Source organism: Methylobacterium persicinum (assembly GCF_022179525.1).
GTDB lineage: Bacteria > Pseudomonadota > Alphaproteobacteria > Rhizobiales > Beijerinckiaceae > Methylobacterium > Methylobacterium persicinum.
This window is the reverse complement of record NZ_BPQX01000030.1, coordinates 71,021-87,829: the sequence shown is the minus strand read 5'-3', so window position 1 is coordinate 87,829 and position 16,809 is coordinate 71,021. Positions and strand designations below refer to the sequence as shown.

General features: G+C 70.0%; 13 protein-coding genes and 1 other RNA gene. All 14 read left to right on the top strand.

Translation table 11 applies throughout. The features are described from left to right. Positions 1-870 precede the first annotated feature (870 nt). The 14 genes from MFF22_RS13345 (at position 871) to murB (ending at position 16,803) form a co-directional block, all read left to right on the top strand. On the top strand, positions 871-1,311 hold the full coding sequence (locus MFF22_RS13345; protein WP_238249458.1) for a VOC family protein: 441 nt from the start codon (positions 871-873) through the stop codon (positions 1,309-1,311). A 52-nt stretch (positions 1,312-1,363) separates the two neighbouring features. Next, positions 1,364-1,762, top strand: an RNA gene (rnpB, locus tag MFF22_RS13340) — RNase P RNA component class A. 403 nt (positions 1,763-2,165) lie between these two features. Continuing rightward, complete coding sequence (gene rsmH / locus MFF22_RS13335; RefSeq protein ID WP_238249457.1) at positions 2,166-3,221, top strand: 16S rRNA (cytosine(1402)-N(4))-methyltransferase RsmH; 1,056 nt, start codon at positions 2,166-2,168, stop codon at positions 3,219-3,221. After that, positions 3,218-3,628: a cell division protein FtsL gene (ftsL, locus tag MFF22_RS13330; RefSeq protein ID WP_238249456.1), complete on the top strand. Its 411-nt coding sequence runs from the start codon at positions 3,218-3,220 to the stop codon at positions 3,626-3,628. The genes rsmH and ftsL overlap by 4 nt, the downstream gene beginning before the upstream one ends. Before the next feature lie 157 nt (positions 3,629-3,785). Further along, positions 3,786-5,570: a peptidoglycan D,D-transpeptidase FtsI family protein gene (locus MFF22_RS13325; RefSeq protein WP_238249461.1), complete on the top strand. Its 1,785-nt coding sequence runs from the start codon at positions 3,786-3,788 to the stop codon at positions 5,568-5,570. Continuing rightward, complete coding sequence (locus MFF22_RS13320; protein WP_238249455.1) at positions 5,567-7,021, top strand: UDP-N-acetylmuramoyl-L-alanyl-D-glutamate--2,6-diaminopimelate ligase; 1,455 nt, start codon at positions 5,567-5,569, stop codon at positions 7,019-7,021. The genes MFF22_RS13325 and MFF22_RS13320 overlap by 4 nt, the downstream gene beginning before the upstream one ends. 90 nt (positions 7,022-7,111) lie before the next feature. Beyond that, positions 7,112-8,596, top strand: coding sequence for a UDP-N-acetylmuramoylalanyl-D-glutamyl-2,6-diaminopimelate--D-alanyl-D-alanine ligase (locus MFF22_RS13315; protein ID WP_238249454.1), 1,485 nt, complete (start codon positions 7,112-7,114; stop codon positions 8,594-8,596). A 21-nt stretch (positions 8,597-8,617) separates the two neighbouring features. Next, positions 8,618-9,703 (top strand): phospho-N-acetylmuramoyl-pentapeptide-transferase, encoded by a 1,086-nt coding sequence (gene mraY / locus MFF22_RS13310; RefSeq protein WP_238249453.1) that lies wholly within the window; start codon positions 8,618-8,620, stop codon positions 9,701-9,703. 221 nt (positions 9,704-9,924) lie between these two features. After that, a complete protein-coding gene (murD, locus tag MFF22_RS13305) occupies positions 9,925-11,286 on the top strand; it encodes a UDP-N-acetylmuramoyl-L-alanine--D-glutamate ligase (protein ID WP_238249452.1) in 1,362 nt (453 codons plus the stop codon). A 312-nt stretch (positions 11,287-11,598) separates the two neighbouring features. Beyond that, positions 11,599-12,765, top strand: coding sequence for an FtsW/RodA/SpoVE family cell cycle protein (locus tag MFF22_RS13300; protein ID WP_238249451.1), 1,167 nt, complete (start codon positions 11,599-11,601; stop codon positions 12,763-12,765). After that, positions 12,762-13,886, top strand: a complete 1,125-nt coding sequence (murG, locus tag MFF22_RS13295; protein ID WP_238249450.1) for an undecaprenyldiphospho-muramoylpentapeptide beta-N-acetylglucosaminyltransferase — start codon at positions 12,762-12,764, stop codon at positions 13,884-13,886. The genes MFF22_RS13300 and murG overlap by 4 nt, the downstream gene beginning before the upstream one ends. A 48-nt stretch (positions 13,887-13,934) precedes the next feature. Next, on the top strand, positions 13,935-15,338 hold the full coding sequence (gene murC / locus MFF22_RS13290; RefSeq protein WP_238249449.1) for a UDP-N-acetylmuramate--L-alanine ligase: 1,404 nt from the start codon (positions 13,935-13,937) through the stop codon (positions 15,336-15,338). After that, on the top strand, positions 15,296-15,880 hold the full coding sequence (locus tag MFF22_RS13285; protein WP_238249448.1) for an endonuclease domain-containing protein: 585 nt from the start codon (positions 15,296-15,298) through the stop codon (positions 15,878-15,880). Before murC ends, MFF22_RS13285 begins: the two co-directional genes overlap by 43 nt. Further along, positions 15,877-16,803, top strand: a complete 927-nt coding sequence (murB, locus tag MFF22_RS13280; RefSeq protein WP_238249447.1) for a UDP-N-acetylmuramate dehydrogenase — start codon at positions 15,877-15,879, stop codon at positions 16,801-16,803. Before MFF22_RS13285 ends, murB begins: the two co-directional genes overlap by 4 nt. Positions 16,804-16,809: the final 6 nt, after the last annotated feature.

Sequence of the window (16,809 nt, the reverse complement as noted above, 5' to 3'; positions counted from 1 at the left end):
TTGTTGCGATGCCGCAACAAGGTCTAAGACCACACCGCCCTAATGGTAAAGCACATTCATCGTGCGGGCTGATGAGGTGCTGGGCATCCTGCTTGGCCGCCTGGCGTTCGGGGCAAGCATTCAGCGCATTAAGCTTAATACGATTGCGGTGTCATCCATCGCTCCGGCCTCCGAGAGATTGAGACAAAGGAAACTTGCACTCGATCCTCTAAGTAACGGGCGAGATGCGATGGAGCGCATGCCCTTCGGTGGGGATGTCCCTCGGCGTTCAAGACCCGTGATGGAGCGCAGCGAGCTCCCCCTTTTGTGGCTCGGCCCCCGGGGGCCATGTCGGGCACGCGTGGCCCAGGCCACCATGACGCGCGCAACCAGCGATATCATGCCTCCACGGCACCGGTCGGGCTGAGGCGACATTCGCCTCTCGCCCCTCCTCAACCCTCCTCCCGAGCGGTATTTGAGCGGAAACCGTTCGAATTCATCGATCCAGCAGATTTCTGCGACGCAAACCAGAACCACGGTTCGCTTCTACCCGTGACGAGTCTTCGGCCTGATCCGTGGCGGCCGCGCCGCTCATTTGGGATGGCTATGGTTTTCCGATCCCTCGACGCCAGTCCGGTGAGACAATGGCGTTCCGGCGGGAAACGGTGGACTCCAAGGAGGCGGCCGGTGGCCCTCGCGATTGGCAGACCCTGGCGCCGTCGGCGAAACGCCGGCCGGGATCGTGGGACTGGCCTACACCGCGAACGTTACGGCGCTAATTGATGCGGCGACCGAAGGGCTTGCCGCGTCGCGCGTTCTGCGGACGCAAAGGCAACCGGCGTCTCGGCCAGACTGCCGTCACGCCATCAGCAAGAACGGGATGGATCCATCATGGAATACCTGCACACGATGGTGCGCGTTGCCGACCTCGACCGGGCGCTTGCCTTCTATGTCGATACGTTCGGTTTGAAGGAAGTGCGCCGCATCGAGAACGAGAAAGGCCGCTTCACACTCGTCTTCCTGGCGGCCCCCGGGGATGTGGCCAGGGCCGAAGCCAGCAAGTCGCCCCTCGTGGAGCTAACCTACAACTGGGATCCGGAGACGTATTCCGGCGGCCGCAACTTCGGGCACCTCGCCTATCAGGTGGATGACATCTATGCATTCTGCGGCAAGCTGAAGGATGCGGGCGTCACCATCAACCGGCCGCCCCGGGACGGACGCATGGCGTTCGTGAAGTCGCCGGACGGCATCTCCATCGAGATCCTGCAGAAGGGCGACGCCAAGGAACCGCAGGAGCCGTGGACCTCCATGGAGAACACCGGCACGTGGTGAGCCGGCGCACCCCTTGACCGCGCGGGCGGCGAGGGCCCATGTCGCCCCCGGATCAGCCGGCCGGGCAGCCGCTCCGGATCCTTTCGGATCCGGGGAGGAAAGTCCGGGCTCCATGGAGAGACGGTGCCGGATAACGTCCGGCGGGGGCGACCCCAGGGACAGTGCCACAGAGAGCAGACCGCCCCGGACTCGTCCGGGGTGAGGGTGAAAGGGTGCGGTAAGAGCGCACCGCGGACGCGGCAACGCGGACGGCACGGCAAACCCCACCGGGAGCAAAACCGAATAGGGGCGGCGCGTCCCCCGTGAGGGGGGCAGGCCCGCTCTCCAGGCCAGTCGCCCGGGTTGGTTGCTCGAGGCGGTCGGCAACGGCCGTCCCAGAGGAATGGCTGCCACGCCGGAAGGTGCGAGCCTTCCGGCCCTACAGAACCCGGCTTACAGGCCGGCTGATCCACCTTTCGCAGAAAACATCAGTCTGGCCAGGGCCTTGCGGCGCGAGCCGGCTGCCGCATTCCCGGCGGAAACTGCCGAAAAACTCACCAACGGTTAACCTTGCCGGGTTCTACATCGGAGCGTGGCGCACGCGCCCTGCGCGCGTTGACGACCTTCCGAGGCCCATGATACCCGGCACCCTCCCGTCAGCGGCGACTATCGGATCGCCGGGCGTTACCTGCGGACCCGCAGGGCTCGTCCGTGCGCGGGTGTTCGCGCCCATCGCCTCCGTCGCTGCTCCCGTCACGCGAGCCGCTCCCGTGCGGTCCGGACCAGGGCGAGATGAGAGTGAGCGCACGTCCCCATGCTTCCGCGCCCTTCGGCGGGCGGGTCGCCTCCGGCCTTCCTTTCTGCGGGGAAGGGGCATGAGGAGCGCGCCCCCGCGGGCAGGTGCGGCCCCCCATCCCCAACCCGGCATGCCCCACGTCCCGGTGCTGATCGCCGAGGTAATCGAGGCCCTTAAGCCCACGGGTGAGGGAACGATCATCGACGGCACCTTCGGCGCGGGCGGCTACACGCGGGCACTGCTGGCCGCGGACCCGGCCCTGCATGTCCTCGCCATCGACCGGGACCCGCGGGCGATCCTCGGCGGGCAGGCCCTGGTGGCGGAGGCGGCCGGCCGCCTCACCCTCGTGCCGGGACGCTTCGGCGACCTCGATACCCTCGCCGCGGAGGCGGGGGCGGAGCCCATCGGCGGGGTGGTCCTCGACATCGGCGTCTCCTCGATGCAGCTCGACACTCCCGAGCGTGGATTCTCCTTCCGCCATGACGGCCCCCTCGACATGCGGATGGGCAACGACGGTCCGAGCGCCGCCGACCTCGTCAACGACGCGGACGAGGCGGAGCTCGCCGACATCATCTATCACTATGGCGAAGAGCGCCGCTCCCGGGCCGTGGCCCGGGCGATCCACGAGGCCCGCCGCCGGGGCCGGATCGAGGGCACCGCGCAGCTCGCGGAGATCGTCGCGGGCGTGGTCCGCGTCGAGCCCGGCAGCCACATCCATCCGGCGACCCGGACGTTCCAGGGGCTCAGGATCGCCGTGAACGACGAACTCGGCGAACTCGTCCGGGCATTGCACGCCGCCGAGCGGGTGCTCGCCCCCGGGGGACGGCTCGCGGTCGTCACGTTCCATTCCTTGGAAGACCGCATCGTCAAGCAGTTCTTCGCCGCCCGGAGCGGGCGCGTCGACCAGGGCTCCCGGCACCTGCCGTCCCAGGGCGGACCGGAGCCGCGCAGCCTGAAGCCCGTCACCAAGGGTCCGGTCCTGCCGGGCGCGGCGGAGCTGGCCCGCAATCCCCGCTCGCGCTCGGCCAAGCTCCGCGCCGTCGAGCGCACGGAATCCCCGGTCCCGGCTCCGCTCGGGGCCCTCGAGACCCTGGCGTCCCTGCCGGAGAGAAGCCGCGGAGGGGTCCGCCGATGATTCGCCTGCTCAACCTGCTGGCGATTGCCGGGCTCGTGGCCTCGGCGGTCTACGCCTATTCCATCAAGTACGACACGCTGTACCAGGCGGGTCAGGTCTCCAAGGTCCAGATCGCCCTGCACAAGGAGCGGCAGGCCATCGCGGTGCTGCGTGCGGAGTGGCAGCTGCTGACCCGGCCGGACCGCCTCCAGGCGGCGGTGGAGAAGCACCTTGCCCTGGTCCCGATCGGCACCGCCCATCTCGGCCGGATCGCCGACCTACCCGCCCGCCCCGAGCGCGGCGACGAGATCGGCCGGCTGCTCGCGGCGACGGCGACGCCCAAGGAGAAGGGCACGCCCGAGCCGCGCACCACGGGCGCCATCAGCCGCACCGTGACGACGACCCGTACCCCGACCGCCACGAGGTAGGCCCTTGTCCGACGCGCAGGATCTTTCGGAGCGCCGGGAGCCGGTCTTCGGCACGCCCGGTGACGAGCCAGCAGACGAGGTTCGGGCGGATCACGCCGGGCAATCCGCACGGGAGCCCGCCGCCGAGCCCGTCTCGCAATCCGATGCCGCGCGCCTGATGCAGGCCGTGGAGGAGGTGCTGGCCCCCCGGGATTCCCGCGCCGTGCGGACGCGCCGCCTCATCGCCAACATGTTCCGCCTCGCCATCGAGCGGTCGCATACCCGGGTGGCCTTGGTCGGCCTCGTCTTCCTGGGCGTGTTCGGCACGATCTCCGGCCGTCTCCTGACCATGGCCATCTTCGGCGAGCCTCCGAGCCAGGAGCACCGGGCCGCCGCGACCTCCTCGACCGCCTTCCGCCCGGACATCGTGGACCGCAACGGCGAGATCCTGGCCACCGATATTCGCACGGTCTCGGTCTTCGCCGAGCCGGGCAACATCTACGACAAGGACGAGGCGGTGGAACTGCTCACCGCGGTCCTGCCCTCGCTGAACGCTTCGGAGCTGCGGGCCAAGCTGGCCTCGCGGAAGGACCGCAAGGGCGCGGGCTTCGTGTGGGTGAAGCGCGAGCTGACGCCCAAGCAGCAGGCCGAGGTCCACCGGCTCGGCATCCCCGGCATCGGCTTCCTGCCGGACCACAAGCGCGTCTACCCGAACGGCACCGCCGCCGCCCACATCCTGGGGGCGACGAACCTCGACGGCGTCGGCATCGCGGGCATGGAGAAGTACATCGACTCCACCGGCCTGCAGGCGCTCAACAGCTTCGGCCTCGTCGCCAAGCAGGCGGATCTCAAGCCGATCCAGCTTTCCCTCGACCTGAGGGCCCAGTTCGCCGTCCGCGACGAGCTGGCCAAGGGCATCGAGCACTTCAAGGCCAAGGCCGGCGCCTCGATGATCCTCGACGTGAAGACCGGCGAGGTGATCGCCCTGGTCTCCATGCCCGACTTCGACCCCAATGATCCCAAGGATGCCCTGGCGCCCGACCGGATCAACCGAATGAATGTCGGCGTCTACGAGATGGGCTCGACCTTCAAGGCCATGACGCTGGCCATGGCGCTGGAATCGGGCAAGTACAACGTCAACTCCACGTTCGACACCCGCGGCGGCGTCCTCAACTGGGGCCGTCAGAAAATCCACGAGTACCACGGCACCAACCGGGTCATCACCATGCCGGAGGTGTTCACGCACTCGTCCAACATCGGTTCGGCCAAGATGGCGCTCGGCGTCGGCGTGCCCGGGCACAAGGCCTTCCTCAAGAAGATGGGCCTCACCGAACGGCTGCGCACCGAGTTGCCGGAGAGCGCGGCCCCCATCGTCCCGTCGCGCTGGAGCGAGATCAACACCATCACCATCGCCTTCGGCCACGGCATCGCCGTCGCGCCGCTCCAGGCGGCCATGGCGGTGGCGGCCATCATCAACGGCGGCGACTTGATCACGCCGACCTTCCTGAAAACCGATTCGGATTCGGTCAAGGCGCGGTCGACCCACGTCATCTCGCCCCAGACCTCCGAGGCGATGCGCTTCATCATGCGCCTCAACGCCACCGAGGGCTCGGCGAAGAAGGCATCGGTCCCGCTCTACTACGTCGGCGGCAAGACCGGGACGGCCGAGAAGGTCATCGGCGGGCGCTACAACAAGAACCGCCTGTTCACGACCTTCATGGCGGCGGCGCCGATGAACGACCCGAAATACCTCTTCGTCACCATCATGGACGAGCCGCAGGGCCTGCCGGAATCCGGCGGCTACGCCACCGCGGCCTGGAATTCCGGCGTCGTCACCGGCAAGGTGATCGAGCGCGTCGCGCCGATCCTCGGCCTGCCGCCACAATTCGAGGCGCCGGTCCGGCCATTCCCGCAGATGGTCAAGCTCAACGCCTATCACGTCAACCAGTTGGGCGGCCCGTGACCCGCCTCGCCGCCCTCTTCCCGGAGGCCGAATCCCTCGCGGATGCGCCGGTCGCCGGCCTGACCGCCGACAGCCGGAAGGTCGTCCCGGGTGGCGTGTTCGTCGCCGTGCCGGGGACGAAGGCGGATGGGCGGTTCTTCGCCGCCAGGGCCGCGGAGGCGGGGGCCCTGGCCGTGGCCGGGGAGGGCGACCGGCCCGCCGACCTGCCCGACACCACCGCGTGGATCGCCGTGCCCGACGCCCGCCGGGCCCTGGCCCTCGCCGCCGCGCGGTTCTCCGGACGCCAGCCCGCCACCGTGCTCGCCGTCACCGGCACCGCGGGCAAGAGTTCGGTCGCCGACTTCGTCCGTCAGATCTTCTCACGGATGGGCCGGGACTCCGCGAGCCTCGGGACGGTGGGCATCGTCACCAACCGGGGCGCGCAATACGGCTCCCTGACCACCCCCGATCCCGTGACGCTGCACGAGACCCTCGCCCGCCTCGCCGACGAGGGAATCACCGAACTCGCCATGGAGGCCTCCTCCCACGGCATCGAGCAGCGGCGCCTCGACGGGGTGCAGCTGACCGCGGCGGGCTTCACCAATCTCGGACGCGATCACCTCGACTATCACGCGAGTATCGAGGACTATCTCGCTGCGAAGATGAGGCTTTTCACCGATTTGCTTCCGCCGGGTTGCCCGGCGGTCGTCAATGGGGACGGAGCCTTCGCGGACCGGGTGATCGCCACCGCTTCGGCCGCCGGACGTCCGGTGCGCACCACCGGACGGAGCGGGAACGACATCCGCCTCGTGGAAGCCCGGACCGAGGGTTTCGCCCAGGCGCTGACCCTCGAAGCCGGCGGCCGGACCTACCGGGCGAGCCTTCCCCTGGTGGGCGGGTTCCAAGTGGAGAACGCCCTCGTGGCGGCGGGCCTCGCCCTGGCCGCGCCGGCCGGCGCCGCCGACCCGGATGGGGTCTTCGCCGCCCTCGACCACCTCACCGGCGTGCCCGGCCGGATGGAGCGGATCGGCATCGCCCGGGGCGGCCTGTGCCTCGTGGACTACGCCCACAAGCCGGAGGCCTTGGAACAAGTGCTCATGGCGCTTCGCCCCTTCGCGACGGGGCAGCTCGTGCTGGTGTTCGGTTGCGGCGGCGACCGGGACCGGGGCAAACGTCCCCTGATGGGCGCCATCGCCCAGCGCTTCGCGAACATGGTGATCGTGACCGACGACAATCCCCGCACCGAGGAACCCGCGGCGATCCGCCGGGCGATCCTCGATACGGCGCCGGACGCGGAGGAGATCGGCGACCGGGAGGCGGCGATCCGTGCGGCCGTCGGGCGGCTCGGGCCGGGCGATGTGCTGGTGGTGGCCGGCAAGGGTCACGAAACCGGCCAGATCGTGGGTGATCGGGTGCTCCCGTTCTCGGATCACGACGTTCTGCGTGCCGCGATCGCCGAAGTGGGGGCGTGATGACTGTCCGGTCTGCGCACCCAACCGAGCGCATCCCCTCTCACCGCCTGCGGGGAGAGGGGACCATCGTCACCTCCGACAGGATCTGAGATGACCCCATCGCAGGACGATTCCCCCCTCTGGACGCCGGACGCCCTCGAAGCGGCCACCGGCGGGCGCTGGATCGGCGACCGACGGTCTATCTCCGGCGCGTCCATCGACACCCGCACGCTTCAGCCCGGCGACCTGTTCTTCGCCATCCGCGGCGATGTCCGGGACGGCCACGACTTCGTCGCGCAGGCCCTCGGCAACGGCGCCGGGGCTGCCGTGGTGAGCGAGGGCCGGGCGGAAGACCTCACGGCCGCCGGCCCGGTGCTCGCCGTGCCGGGGGAGGGGGCCGACCCGGTGCTGACCGCCATGGAGCGGATCGGCCGGGCCGCCCGCGCCCGGAGCCATGCCCAGGTCGTCGCGGTCACCGGTTCGGTCGGCAAGACCGGCACCAAGGAGGCCCTGCGCCACGTCCTCTCGGGGCAGGGCCCGACCCATGCCTCGGCCGCCTCGTACAACAATCACTGGGGCGTGCCCCTGACCCTGTCCCGGATGCCGGCGAGCGCCCGCTACGGCGTGTTCGAGATCGGCATGAACCACCCCGCCGAAATCCTGCCCCTGACCCGGATGGTCCGCCCGCAGGTGGCGCTCGTCGTCACCGTCGAGCCGGTGCATATCGAGCACTTCCCCTCCGTCTCGGCCATTGCCGACGCCAAGGGCGAGATCTTCGCCGGGCTCGAACCGGGCGGCGTGGCGGTGCTCAACCGCGACAACCCGCATTTCGCCCGCCTCGCCGCCCACGCCATGGCCTCGGGGGCAGGGCGGATCGTGAGCTTCGGCGAACATCCGGAATCGGATGTGCGCGCCAACCGGATCATCCTGCGCCCGGACCTTTCGGTGGTCGATGCCTCCGTGATGGGCCAGCCCGTCACCTACAAGCTCGGCATGGCCGGGCGGCATACGGCCCTCAACTCCCTCGGGGTGATGGCGGTGGTCCATTCCCTCGGGGCCGACCTCGCCGCAGCGGCCCTGTCGCTCGCCGCCCTGTCGCCGCCGGCCGGCCGGGGGGAGCGCACGGCGCTGGAGATGCCGGGCGGCACCGCCTGGCTCGTCGATGAGAGCTACAACGCCAACCCGGCCGCCGTCCGGGCGGCGCTGGCGACCCTCGCCGGGATCGAGACCGGCCCCCGGGGGCGCCGGATCGCGGTGCTCGGCGACATGCTGGAACTCGGCACCGCGAGCCCCGACCTGCACCGGGATCTGGCGGGGGCGGTCGAGGCGGCCGGCGTGGACCTCGTCTTCGCCGCGGGGCCGCTCACCCGCCATCTCTACGAGGCCCTGCCCGTCCGCCACCGCGGCGCCGTCGCCGACACCTCCGTCGATCTGGTCGAGCCCCTCACCAAGACCCTGCGGCCGGGCGACGCCGTGATGGTCAAGGGCTCCAACGGCAGCCGCATGGGCCGGATTGTCGAGGCGCTCAAAGCCCGTTACGCGGCGCCGCAGACGCGCCGCGATTCCCTGGGCGGCCCCGCCGCCACCCGCGCCTGAACAGAGGGGCCAAGCGCCCGGATGCTTTATCTCCTTTCGGATCTGAGCAGCACCTTCACGCCGCTCAACGTGTTCCGCTACATCACCTTCCGGACCGGCGGCGCGATGTTCACCGCGGGCCTGTTCGTGTTCTGGTTCGGGCCATGGATCATTTCCCTGCTGCGCCTGCGCCAGGGCAAGGGCCAGCCGATCCGCGAGGACGGGCCGCAGACCCATCTGCTTACTAAGCGCGGCACGCCGACCATGGGCGGCCTGATGATCCTGGCCGGGTTCATCGTGGCGGTTTTGCTCTGGGCGAGCCCGCGCAACCATTACGTCTGGGTGACCCTCACCGTGACCCTCGGCTTCGGGGCCATCGGCTTCTATGACGACTACCTCAAGGTCACGAAGCAATCGCACAAGGGGTTCTCGGGCAAGTTCCGCCTGGGCCTGGAAGGTCTGATCGCCCTGGCCGCCTGCGTGACGATCTCGGCCTATTCGCCCGCGAGCCTCCAGAACCAGCTCGCCTTCCCCGTCCTCAAGGATGCCCTGCTCAACCTCGGCTGGTTCTATGCCCTGTTCGGCGCCTTCGTGATCGTCGGGGCCGGCAATGCCGTGAACATGACCGACGGCCTCGACGGCCTCGCCATCGTCCCGGTGATGATTGCCTGCGCCACCTTCGGCATGATCGCCTACCTCGTCGGCAACTCCTTCACGGCCAGCTACCTGCAGGTGAATTACGTCCGCGATACGGGTGAACTCGCCGTGGTCTGCGGGGCGGTGATCGGGGCAGGGCTCGGCTTCCTGTGGTTCAACGCGCCGCCCGCGCAGATCTTCATGGGCGACACGGGCTCCCTCTCGCTGGGCGGCCTCCTCGGCGTCATCGCAGTAGCGACCAAGCACGAGATCGTCCTGGCGATCGTCGGGGGCCTGTTCGTCCTGGAGATGATGTCGGTCATCATCCAGGTCGCTTCGTTCAAGCTGACGGGCAAGCGCGTCTTCCGCATGGCGCCGATCCACCACCATTTCGAGCAGAAGGGCTGGAAGGAGCCTCAGGTCGTGATCCGCTTCTGGATCATCGCCGTGATCCTGGCCATGGCCGGTCTCGCGACGCTCAAGCTTCGGTGACGTCGATTCGCGCGAGCAGGTGGTGTAACACCTTCGGAACACGGCCATTCCCGGCATTCCCCTCATCCTGAGGTGCTGCGGAGCGGCCTCGAAGGAGCCCTCCAGATCCCCCCGCGATCCCTGGAGCTCTTCGTCGAGGCCCGCTGTCGCGGGCACCTCGGGATGAGGCGGGAGCAGGGAGCGGCAGTCCCGTGCCGTCGTAGCCTTGCTTGAGCTGACCCATGACCCCCGTCACCACCTTTCCTGGCCAGCGTGTGGCCCTGTTCGGCCTCGGCGGGTCGGGGCTCGCCACCGCCCGGGCGCTGATCGCCGGCGGGGCGCAGGTGGTGGCCTGGGATGACGGCGCCGAGGGCGTCGCCAAGGCGCAAGGCGAGGGCATCCCCACCGCCGACCTGCGGGGCGAGGACTGGTCGGGCTTCGCCGCCCTGATCCTCGCGCCCGGCGTGCCGCTGACCCATCCCGAGCCGCACTGGACGGTGCGGCTGGCCCGGGAGGCCGGCATCGCGATCATCGGCGATATCGAGCTGTTCTGCCGGGAGCGGAGGGCCCGGGCGCCGGGGGCTCCGTTCGTGGCCATCACCGGCACCAACGGCAAGTCCACCACCACCGCCCTCATCGCCCATGTCCTGCGCCAAGCCGGGCGCGACGTGCAGATGGGCGGCAATATCGGCACGGCGATTCTGTCCCTGGAGCCGCCGGATCCGGCGCGCGTCCACGTGATCGAGATGTCGTCCTTCCAGATCGACCTGACGCCCACCCTCGATCCCGGCGTGGGGGTGCTGATGAACATCACCCCCGACCACCTCGATCGCCACGGCACGATGGAGCAGTACGCGGGCATCAAGGAGCGCCTGATCCAAGGGGCGGATCTGGCCGTGGTGGGAATCGACGACGCCCCGAGCCGGGCCATCGCCGACCGCCGGGGGGAGCGGCTGGTGCGGGTGCATGTCGGCTCCGGTCCGGCCCCCGCCGAGGGACTTTCGGTGAGCGAGGGAATCGTCCGCGACGCCTCGGGGGAAGACCTCGCCGACGTGAACGGGATCGGGTCCCTGCGGGGTGCCCACAACTGGCAGAACGCCGCGGTGGCGGTCGCGGTGGCCCGGTCCCTGGGCCTCGCCCCGGAGGCGATCCGGGCCGGGCTCGCCTCCTTCCCCGGCCTGCCGCACCGGATGGAGGAGGTCGGCCGCCGGGGCTCTGTCCTGTTCGTCAACGATTCGAAGGCGACAAACGCCGATTCGACCGAGAAGGCCCTCACCGCCTTCCGGGACATCCACTGGATCCTCGGCGGCAAGGCCAAGGACGGGGGCATCTTCCCCCTGGTCCCGTATTTCGAGCGGGTGGCCCACGCCTACCTGATCGGGGCGGCGAGCGACGCCTTCGCCGCGACCCTGGAGGGTGCGGTGCCCTTTACCCGCTGCGGCACCCTCGACGTGGCGGTGGAGAAAGCCGCGGAGAACGCCGCCGCCTCCGGGGCGCCGGAACCCGTGGTCCTGCTCTCGCCGGCCTGCGCCTCCTACGATCAGTTCCGCAACTTCGAGGTGCGTGGCGACCGGTTCCGGGAGCTGGTGAAGGCGCTGCTTTAGGGAACGCATCCCCTCTCCCCGCTGGCGGGGAGAGGGCTGAGCCCCCCTTGTAGGGGGCGAAGCGAGGCGGCAGCCGGGGGTGAGGGGGTCGGCCGGACGAGGCTCATCCTGTGAGCCCCCTCACCGCCGCTCCGGCTTCGCCTCCGCTTCCCGCCGACACGACGAGGTGTCGGCGGGCCTCTCCCCGCAGGCGGGGAGAGGGGAACCCCGCGACATTCCCTGCGAGCCACGTGTCGTAGCGAAGCGTTTACCATTCGGGGACACTCTCCCGGCTCGCGCCGCAGGCCGGCGCCGGGAGGCACCCGCACGCCCATGATGTCCCGCGCCGAACGCACCCCCCTGACGGACTGGTGGTGGACGGTCGATCGCGGCCTCCTCGCGGCGCTCGTCGCCCTGATGGTGGCCGGCCTCGTCTTCCTGATGGGCGGCGGCCCGCCCGTGGCCGAGCGTATCGGCCTGCCGACCTTCTACTTCCTCAACCGCCAGGCGATGTACCTCGCCCCGACGGTCCTGCTGATCTGCGCCGTGTCGTTCCTGAGCCTGCGGGGCATCCGGCGGCTGGCCCTGATGACCTGGGTCGGCGGGGTCGCCCTGTGCCTGCTCGCCGGCAAGTTCGGACCGGAGATCAAGGGCGCGCATCGCTGGATCCAGTTCGGCTCCTTCGGCCTCCAGCCGTCCGAGTTCGTGAAGCCCGCCTTCGTCGTGGTCGCCGCCTGGGCCTTCTCGGAGGGCGCCCAGCGCCGGGACATGCCCGGGGGGCTCTTGGGCCTGCTGATCCTGCCCGTGACCATCATCCCCCTCCTGCTCCAGCCGGATTTCGGCCAGACCATGCTGATCACCATGACGTGGTCGGCCCTGATCTTCGTGGCCGGGCTGCACCTGATCTGGGTGGGCGTGTTCGGCGTCGTCGGGCTGGCCGGCGTCTTCGCCGCCTACACGTTCTTCCACCACGTCCGTGAGCGCTTCAACCGCTTCTTCGACCAGGATTCGGGCGACAGCTTCCAGGAATTCTGGTCGCGGGAATCCTTCCGCTCCGGCAGCTGGTTCGGCACCGGCCCGGGCGAGGGCATCGCCAAGCGCCACCTGCCGGACGCCCATACCGACTTCATCTTCTCCGTCACCGGGGAGGAGTTCGGGGTGATCGTCTGCCTGTGCCTCGTGGCCCTGTTCGCCTACATCGTGCTGCGCGGCCTCAAGCTCGCCCGGCGCACGGACGATACGTTCTCGCGTCTGGCGATCACGGGGCTGACGACCCTCTTCGGCCTTCAGGCGTGTATCAACATGGCGGTGAACACCCAGCTCATGCCGGCCAAGGGCATGACGCTTCCCTTCGTCTCCTACGGCGGCTCGTCGCTGATCTCCCTGGCGCTGGGCACCGGCTTCCTCGTGGCCCTGACCCGCAAGCGCCCGCGCACCGTGCTGTTGAGCCAGAAGCCCCCCGGGACCGCGCCGTCCGCCGTCGCCGGGGTGAAGCAATGACCGTCTTCACGCCGACGATCCTGCTCTGCGCAGGGGGCACGGGGGGCCATCTCTTCCCGGCCGAGAGCCTCGCCCACGCCCTCCGGGAGCGCGGCGTGCGGGTGGCCCTCGCCACCGACGCGCGGGTCGATTCCATCGCCGGGGACTTCCCGGCCTCCGAGATCGTGACCATCCGCTCGGCGACGCCGTCCGGCCGCAACCTCCTCCGGCGCGCGACGGCGGTCGTGACCCTGGGGCGGGGTTTCGGCGACGCGGCGAAGGCCATCCGGCGGATCAACCCGGCTGCCGTGGTCGGCTTCGGCGGCTACCCCACCGTGCCGCCGGTGCTCGCCGGGCAGATCCTGCGGGTGCCGACCATCCTCCACGAGCAGAACGCGGTGATGGGCCGGGCCAACGCCTTCCTGGCCCGGGGTGCGCGGACCATCGCCACCGGCTTCCAGGACGTCAGGGGCATCCCCGACAAGGTGACCGCCCGGCGCGTCCATACCGGCAATCCCCTCCGGCCGGCGGTGATCGAGGCGGCCCGCACGCCCTATCCGGCCCTTGGGGAGGGGGACACCTTCCGCCTCCTCGTGTTCGGCGGCAGCCAGGGCGCGCGGATCATGGGCGAGATCGTCCCCCCTGCCATCGAGCGGCTCCCGGCCGACCTGCGCCAGCGCCTGCACGTCACGCAGCAGGTCCGGCCCGAGGATCTGACCGCGGTCCAGAACCGCTACCTCGCCCTGGGCCTCGCCGGCCTGGACGCGGCGCCGTTCTTCAAGGACCTTCCGGCCCGGATGGCGGCGAGCCACCTCGTCGTCTCGCGTTCGGGCGCCTCCACCGTCTCGGAACTCGCGGCCATCGGCCGCCCGGCGATCCTCGTGCCGCTGCCCGGCGCCCTCGATCAGGACCAGGCCGCCAACGCCGCGACCCTCGAGACGATCGGTGCCGCCATCGCCGTGAAGCAATCGGCCTTCACCCCGGACCGGCTCGCCGCCGACCTCATGGAGATGTTCGAAAACCCCACGAAATTGACCCGGGCGGCCGATGCGGCGAGAAGCGCGGGAATTCACGATGCCGCCGAGCGGCTGGCCCAGGTCGTCGTCGAGACATGCGTCTCCGAGACGACGGCCCATCCCTGATCGCCGTATTCAGGCGCAGGATGCCCAATCGACCGAAGGTTTGACCCCATGAAGCTGCCCGAAAAGCTCGGCCCCATCCACTTCATCGGCATCGGCGGCATCGGCATGTCCGGCATCGCCGAGGTGATGCACAATCTCGGCTATACGGTTCAGGGCTCGGACGCGTCCGACAACGCCAATGTCCGGCGGCTGGCGGAGAAGGGGATGCGGACCTTCGTCGGCCACGACGCCGCCAATGTCGCCGACGCCGGCCTCGTCGTGGTCTCGACGGCGATCCGCCGGGACAACCCCGAGCTTGAAGCCGCCCGCGAGGCCCGCCTGCCGGTGGTGCGCCGGGCGGAAATGCTGGCCGAGCTGATGCGGTTCAAGTCCTGCGTCGCGGTGGCGGGCACCCACGGCAAGACCACGACCACCTCCCTCGTCGCCACGCTCCTCGACGCCGGCAACCTCGACCCGACGGTCATCAACGGCGGCATCATCAACGCCTACGGCACCAACGCCCGCATGGGTGCGGGCGAGTGGATGGTGGTGGAGGCCGACGAATCCGACGGCACCTTCCTCAAGCTGCCGGCTGACGTGGCGATCGTCACCAACATCGACCCCGAGCACCTCGACCATTTCGGCTCGTTCGATGCCATCAAGGACGCCTTCCGGCGCTTCATCGACAACATCCCGTTCTACGGCTTCGCGGTGATGTGCATCGATCACCCCGTGGTGCAGGACCTCGTCGGCCACATCGAGGACCGGCGGATCATCACCTACGGCGAGAACCCGCAGGCCGACGTGCGCCTGATCGACGTCGACCTGAAGGGCGGCCAGAGCAGGTTCCGGGTGATGATCCGCGACCGGCGACCGGGCTACCGGATGGAGATGGAGGATCTCGTGCTGCCGATGCCGGGCAAGCACAACGCGCTGAACGCCACGGCGGCCCTCGCCGTCGCCCACGAGCTGGGCGTGAAGCCCGAGGCGATCCGCAATGCGCTCGCCGGCTTCGGTGGCGTGAAGCGGCGCTTCACCCGCACGGGGGAGTGGAACGGCGCCGCAATCTTCGACGATTACGGCCACCATCCCGTGGAGATCAAGGCGGTGCTGAAGGCCGCCCGATCCTCCACCGACCACGGGGTGATCGCCGTGGTGCAACCCCACCGTTACAGCCGGCTCCAGTCGCTGTTCGACGATTTCTGCACCTGCTTCAACGACGCCGACACGGTGATCGTCGCCCCGGTCTACGCGGCCGGCGAACAGCCCATCGAGGGATTCGACCGCGACAGCCTCGTCGCGGGCCTGCGCTCCCGCGGGCACCGGGATGCCCGGGCCCTGGAGAAGCCGGATGATCTCGCCGGCATCGTCGCGGAGCTCGCCAAGCCCGGCGACTACGTGGTGTGCCTGGGCGCCGGGACCATCACCCAGTGGGCCTACGCGCTGCCGGGCGAGCTGGCATCGCGGGGGTGAGGGTGGACGGCGCAGGGGCGGAACGCACGCAGTTCCGCAGGCAGTTGCGGGGGACCCTCACGGAGGCGGAGCGCCGCCTCTGGTATCGCCTGCGCGACCGCCGCCTCGCCGGCTTCAAGTTCGTCCGGCAGGAGGGCATCGGCCGTTACGTGGCTGACTTCCGCTGTCGCGACGCTCGGCTGGTCGTCGAGGTCGATGGCGGCCAGCATGCCGAGAGCGACCACGACCGTGTCCGCGATGCGTGGCTGAAGGCACAGGGCTATCGCGTGCTGCGGTTCTGGAATGCCGAAGTGATGACGAACACGATCGGAGTTCTGGACACGATCCTCTCCGCGCTCCCCCCCTCTCCCCGCCTGCGGGGAGAGGGCCGAGCCCCCCTTGCCGGGGGCGAGGCAAGCCCGGAGGGCGATGGTGAGGGGGGCCCGCCGGATGAAACTCCTCCGGCCACGCCCCCTCACCCCCGGCTGCCGCCTCGTTTCGCCGACGACAAGGTCGGCAAAACCCTCTCCCCGCAGGCGGGGCGAGGGGGAGAGCACCCATGACCCACCTGTCCGACAAGATCCGCGCCGCCGCGCCCTCCCTCAGGGGCCGGCTTGTGGCCGGTGCCAGCCTCGCCGACCTGACGTGGTTCCGCGTCGGCGGACCGGCGGAGGTGCTGTTCACCCCCGCCGACGAGGAAGATCTCGCCACCCTGCTCGCCGCCCTCGATCCCGCCGTACCGGTGACCGTCATCGGCCTCGGCTCGAACCTCATCGTGCGTGACGGCGGGATTCCCGGCGTCACCGTACGCCTCGGCGGCAAGGCGTTCGGCTCGGTGGCCATCGACGGCGAGACGATCCGCGCTGGAACCGCCGTTCCGGACATGCGCCTCGCCAAGGCGGCGGCGGAAGCCTCCCTCGACGGGCTCGCCTTCTACCGGGGCATCCCCGGCTCGGTCGGGGGCGCCCTGCGCATGAATGCCGGCGCCCATGGCGGCGAGACCACCGGCGTGTTCGTCGAGGCCCGGGGAATCGACCGGGCGGGCAACCTGCGCACCTTCGACCACGGACAGATGGGCTTCTCCTACCGCCACTGCTCCGCACCGGAGGACGTGATCTTTACCCAGGCCCTATTCCGGGGCCGCCCCGGGGAGCGCGCGGCGATCGAGGCGGAGATGGAGCGGGTCACCGCCGCCCGGGAAGCCGCCCAGCCGATCCGCGAGCGGACCGGCGGCTCGACCTTCGCCAACCCCGAGGGAGGCAAGGCATGGCAGCTCATCGATGCCGCCGGCTGCCGGGGCCTCGCCCGCGGCGGGGCGCAGGTGAGCGAGATGCATTGCAACTTCCTGATCAACCGCGGCGGCGCCACCGCCGCCGACATCGAGGGTCTCGGCGAGGAGGTCCGCCGCCGGGTCCGCGAGACCAGCGGGGTGGAGCTGCGCTGGGAGATCAGGCGGATCGGCGTACCATCGTCGGCCGAGTCCTGAACCCGC

What these genes read in the sequence shown, in the direction of transcription:
- MFF22_RS13345 (WP_238249458.1), top strand. Translation starts at nt 871, where the DNA reads ATGGAATACCTGCACACGATGGTGCGCGTTGCCGACCTCGACCGGGCG.
- rsmH (WP_238249457.1), top strand. Translation starts at nt 2,166, where the DNA reads ATGAGGAGCGCGCCCCCGCGGGCAGGTGCGGCCCCCCATCCCCAACCC.
- ftsL (WP_238249456.1), top strand. Translation starts at nt 3,218, where the DNA reads ATGATTCGCCTGCTCAACCTGCTGGCGATTGCCGGGCTCGTGGCCTCG.
- MFF22_RS13325 (WP_238249461.1), top strand. Translation starts at nt 3,786, where the DNA reads ATGCAGGCCGTGGAGGAGGTGCTGGCCCCCCGGGATTCCCGCGCCGTG.
- MFF22_RS13315 (WP_238249454.1), top strand. Translation starts at nt 7,112, where the DNA reads ATGACCCCATCGCAGGACGATTCCCCCCTCTGGACGCCGGACGCCCTC.
- mraY (WP_238249453.1), top strand. Translation starts at nt 8,618, where the DNA reads ATGCTTTATCTCCTTTCGGATCTGAGCAGCACCTTCACGCCGCTCAAC.
- murD (WP_238249452.1), top strand. Translation starts at nt 9,925, where the DNA reads ATGACCCCCGTCACCACCTTTCCTGGCCAGCGTGTGGCCCTGTTCGGC.
- MFF22_RS13300 (WP_238249451.1), top strand. Translation starts at nt 11,599, where the DNA reads ATGATGTCCCGCGCCGAACGCACCCCCCTGACGGACTGGTGGTGGACG.
- murG (WP_238249450.1), top strand. Translation starts at nt 12,762, where the DNA reads ATGACCGTCTTCACGCCGACGATCCTGCTCTGCGCAGGGGGCACGGGG.
- murC (WP_238249449.1), top strand. Translation starts at nt 13,935, where the DNA reads ATGAAGCTGCCCGAAAAGCTCGGCCCCATCCACTTCATCGGCATCGGC.
- murB (WP_238249447.1), top strand. Translation starts at nt 15,877, where the DNA reads ATGACCCACCTGTCCGACAAGATCCGCGCCGCCGCGCCCTCCCTCAGG.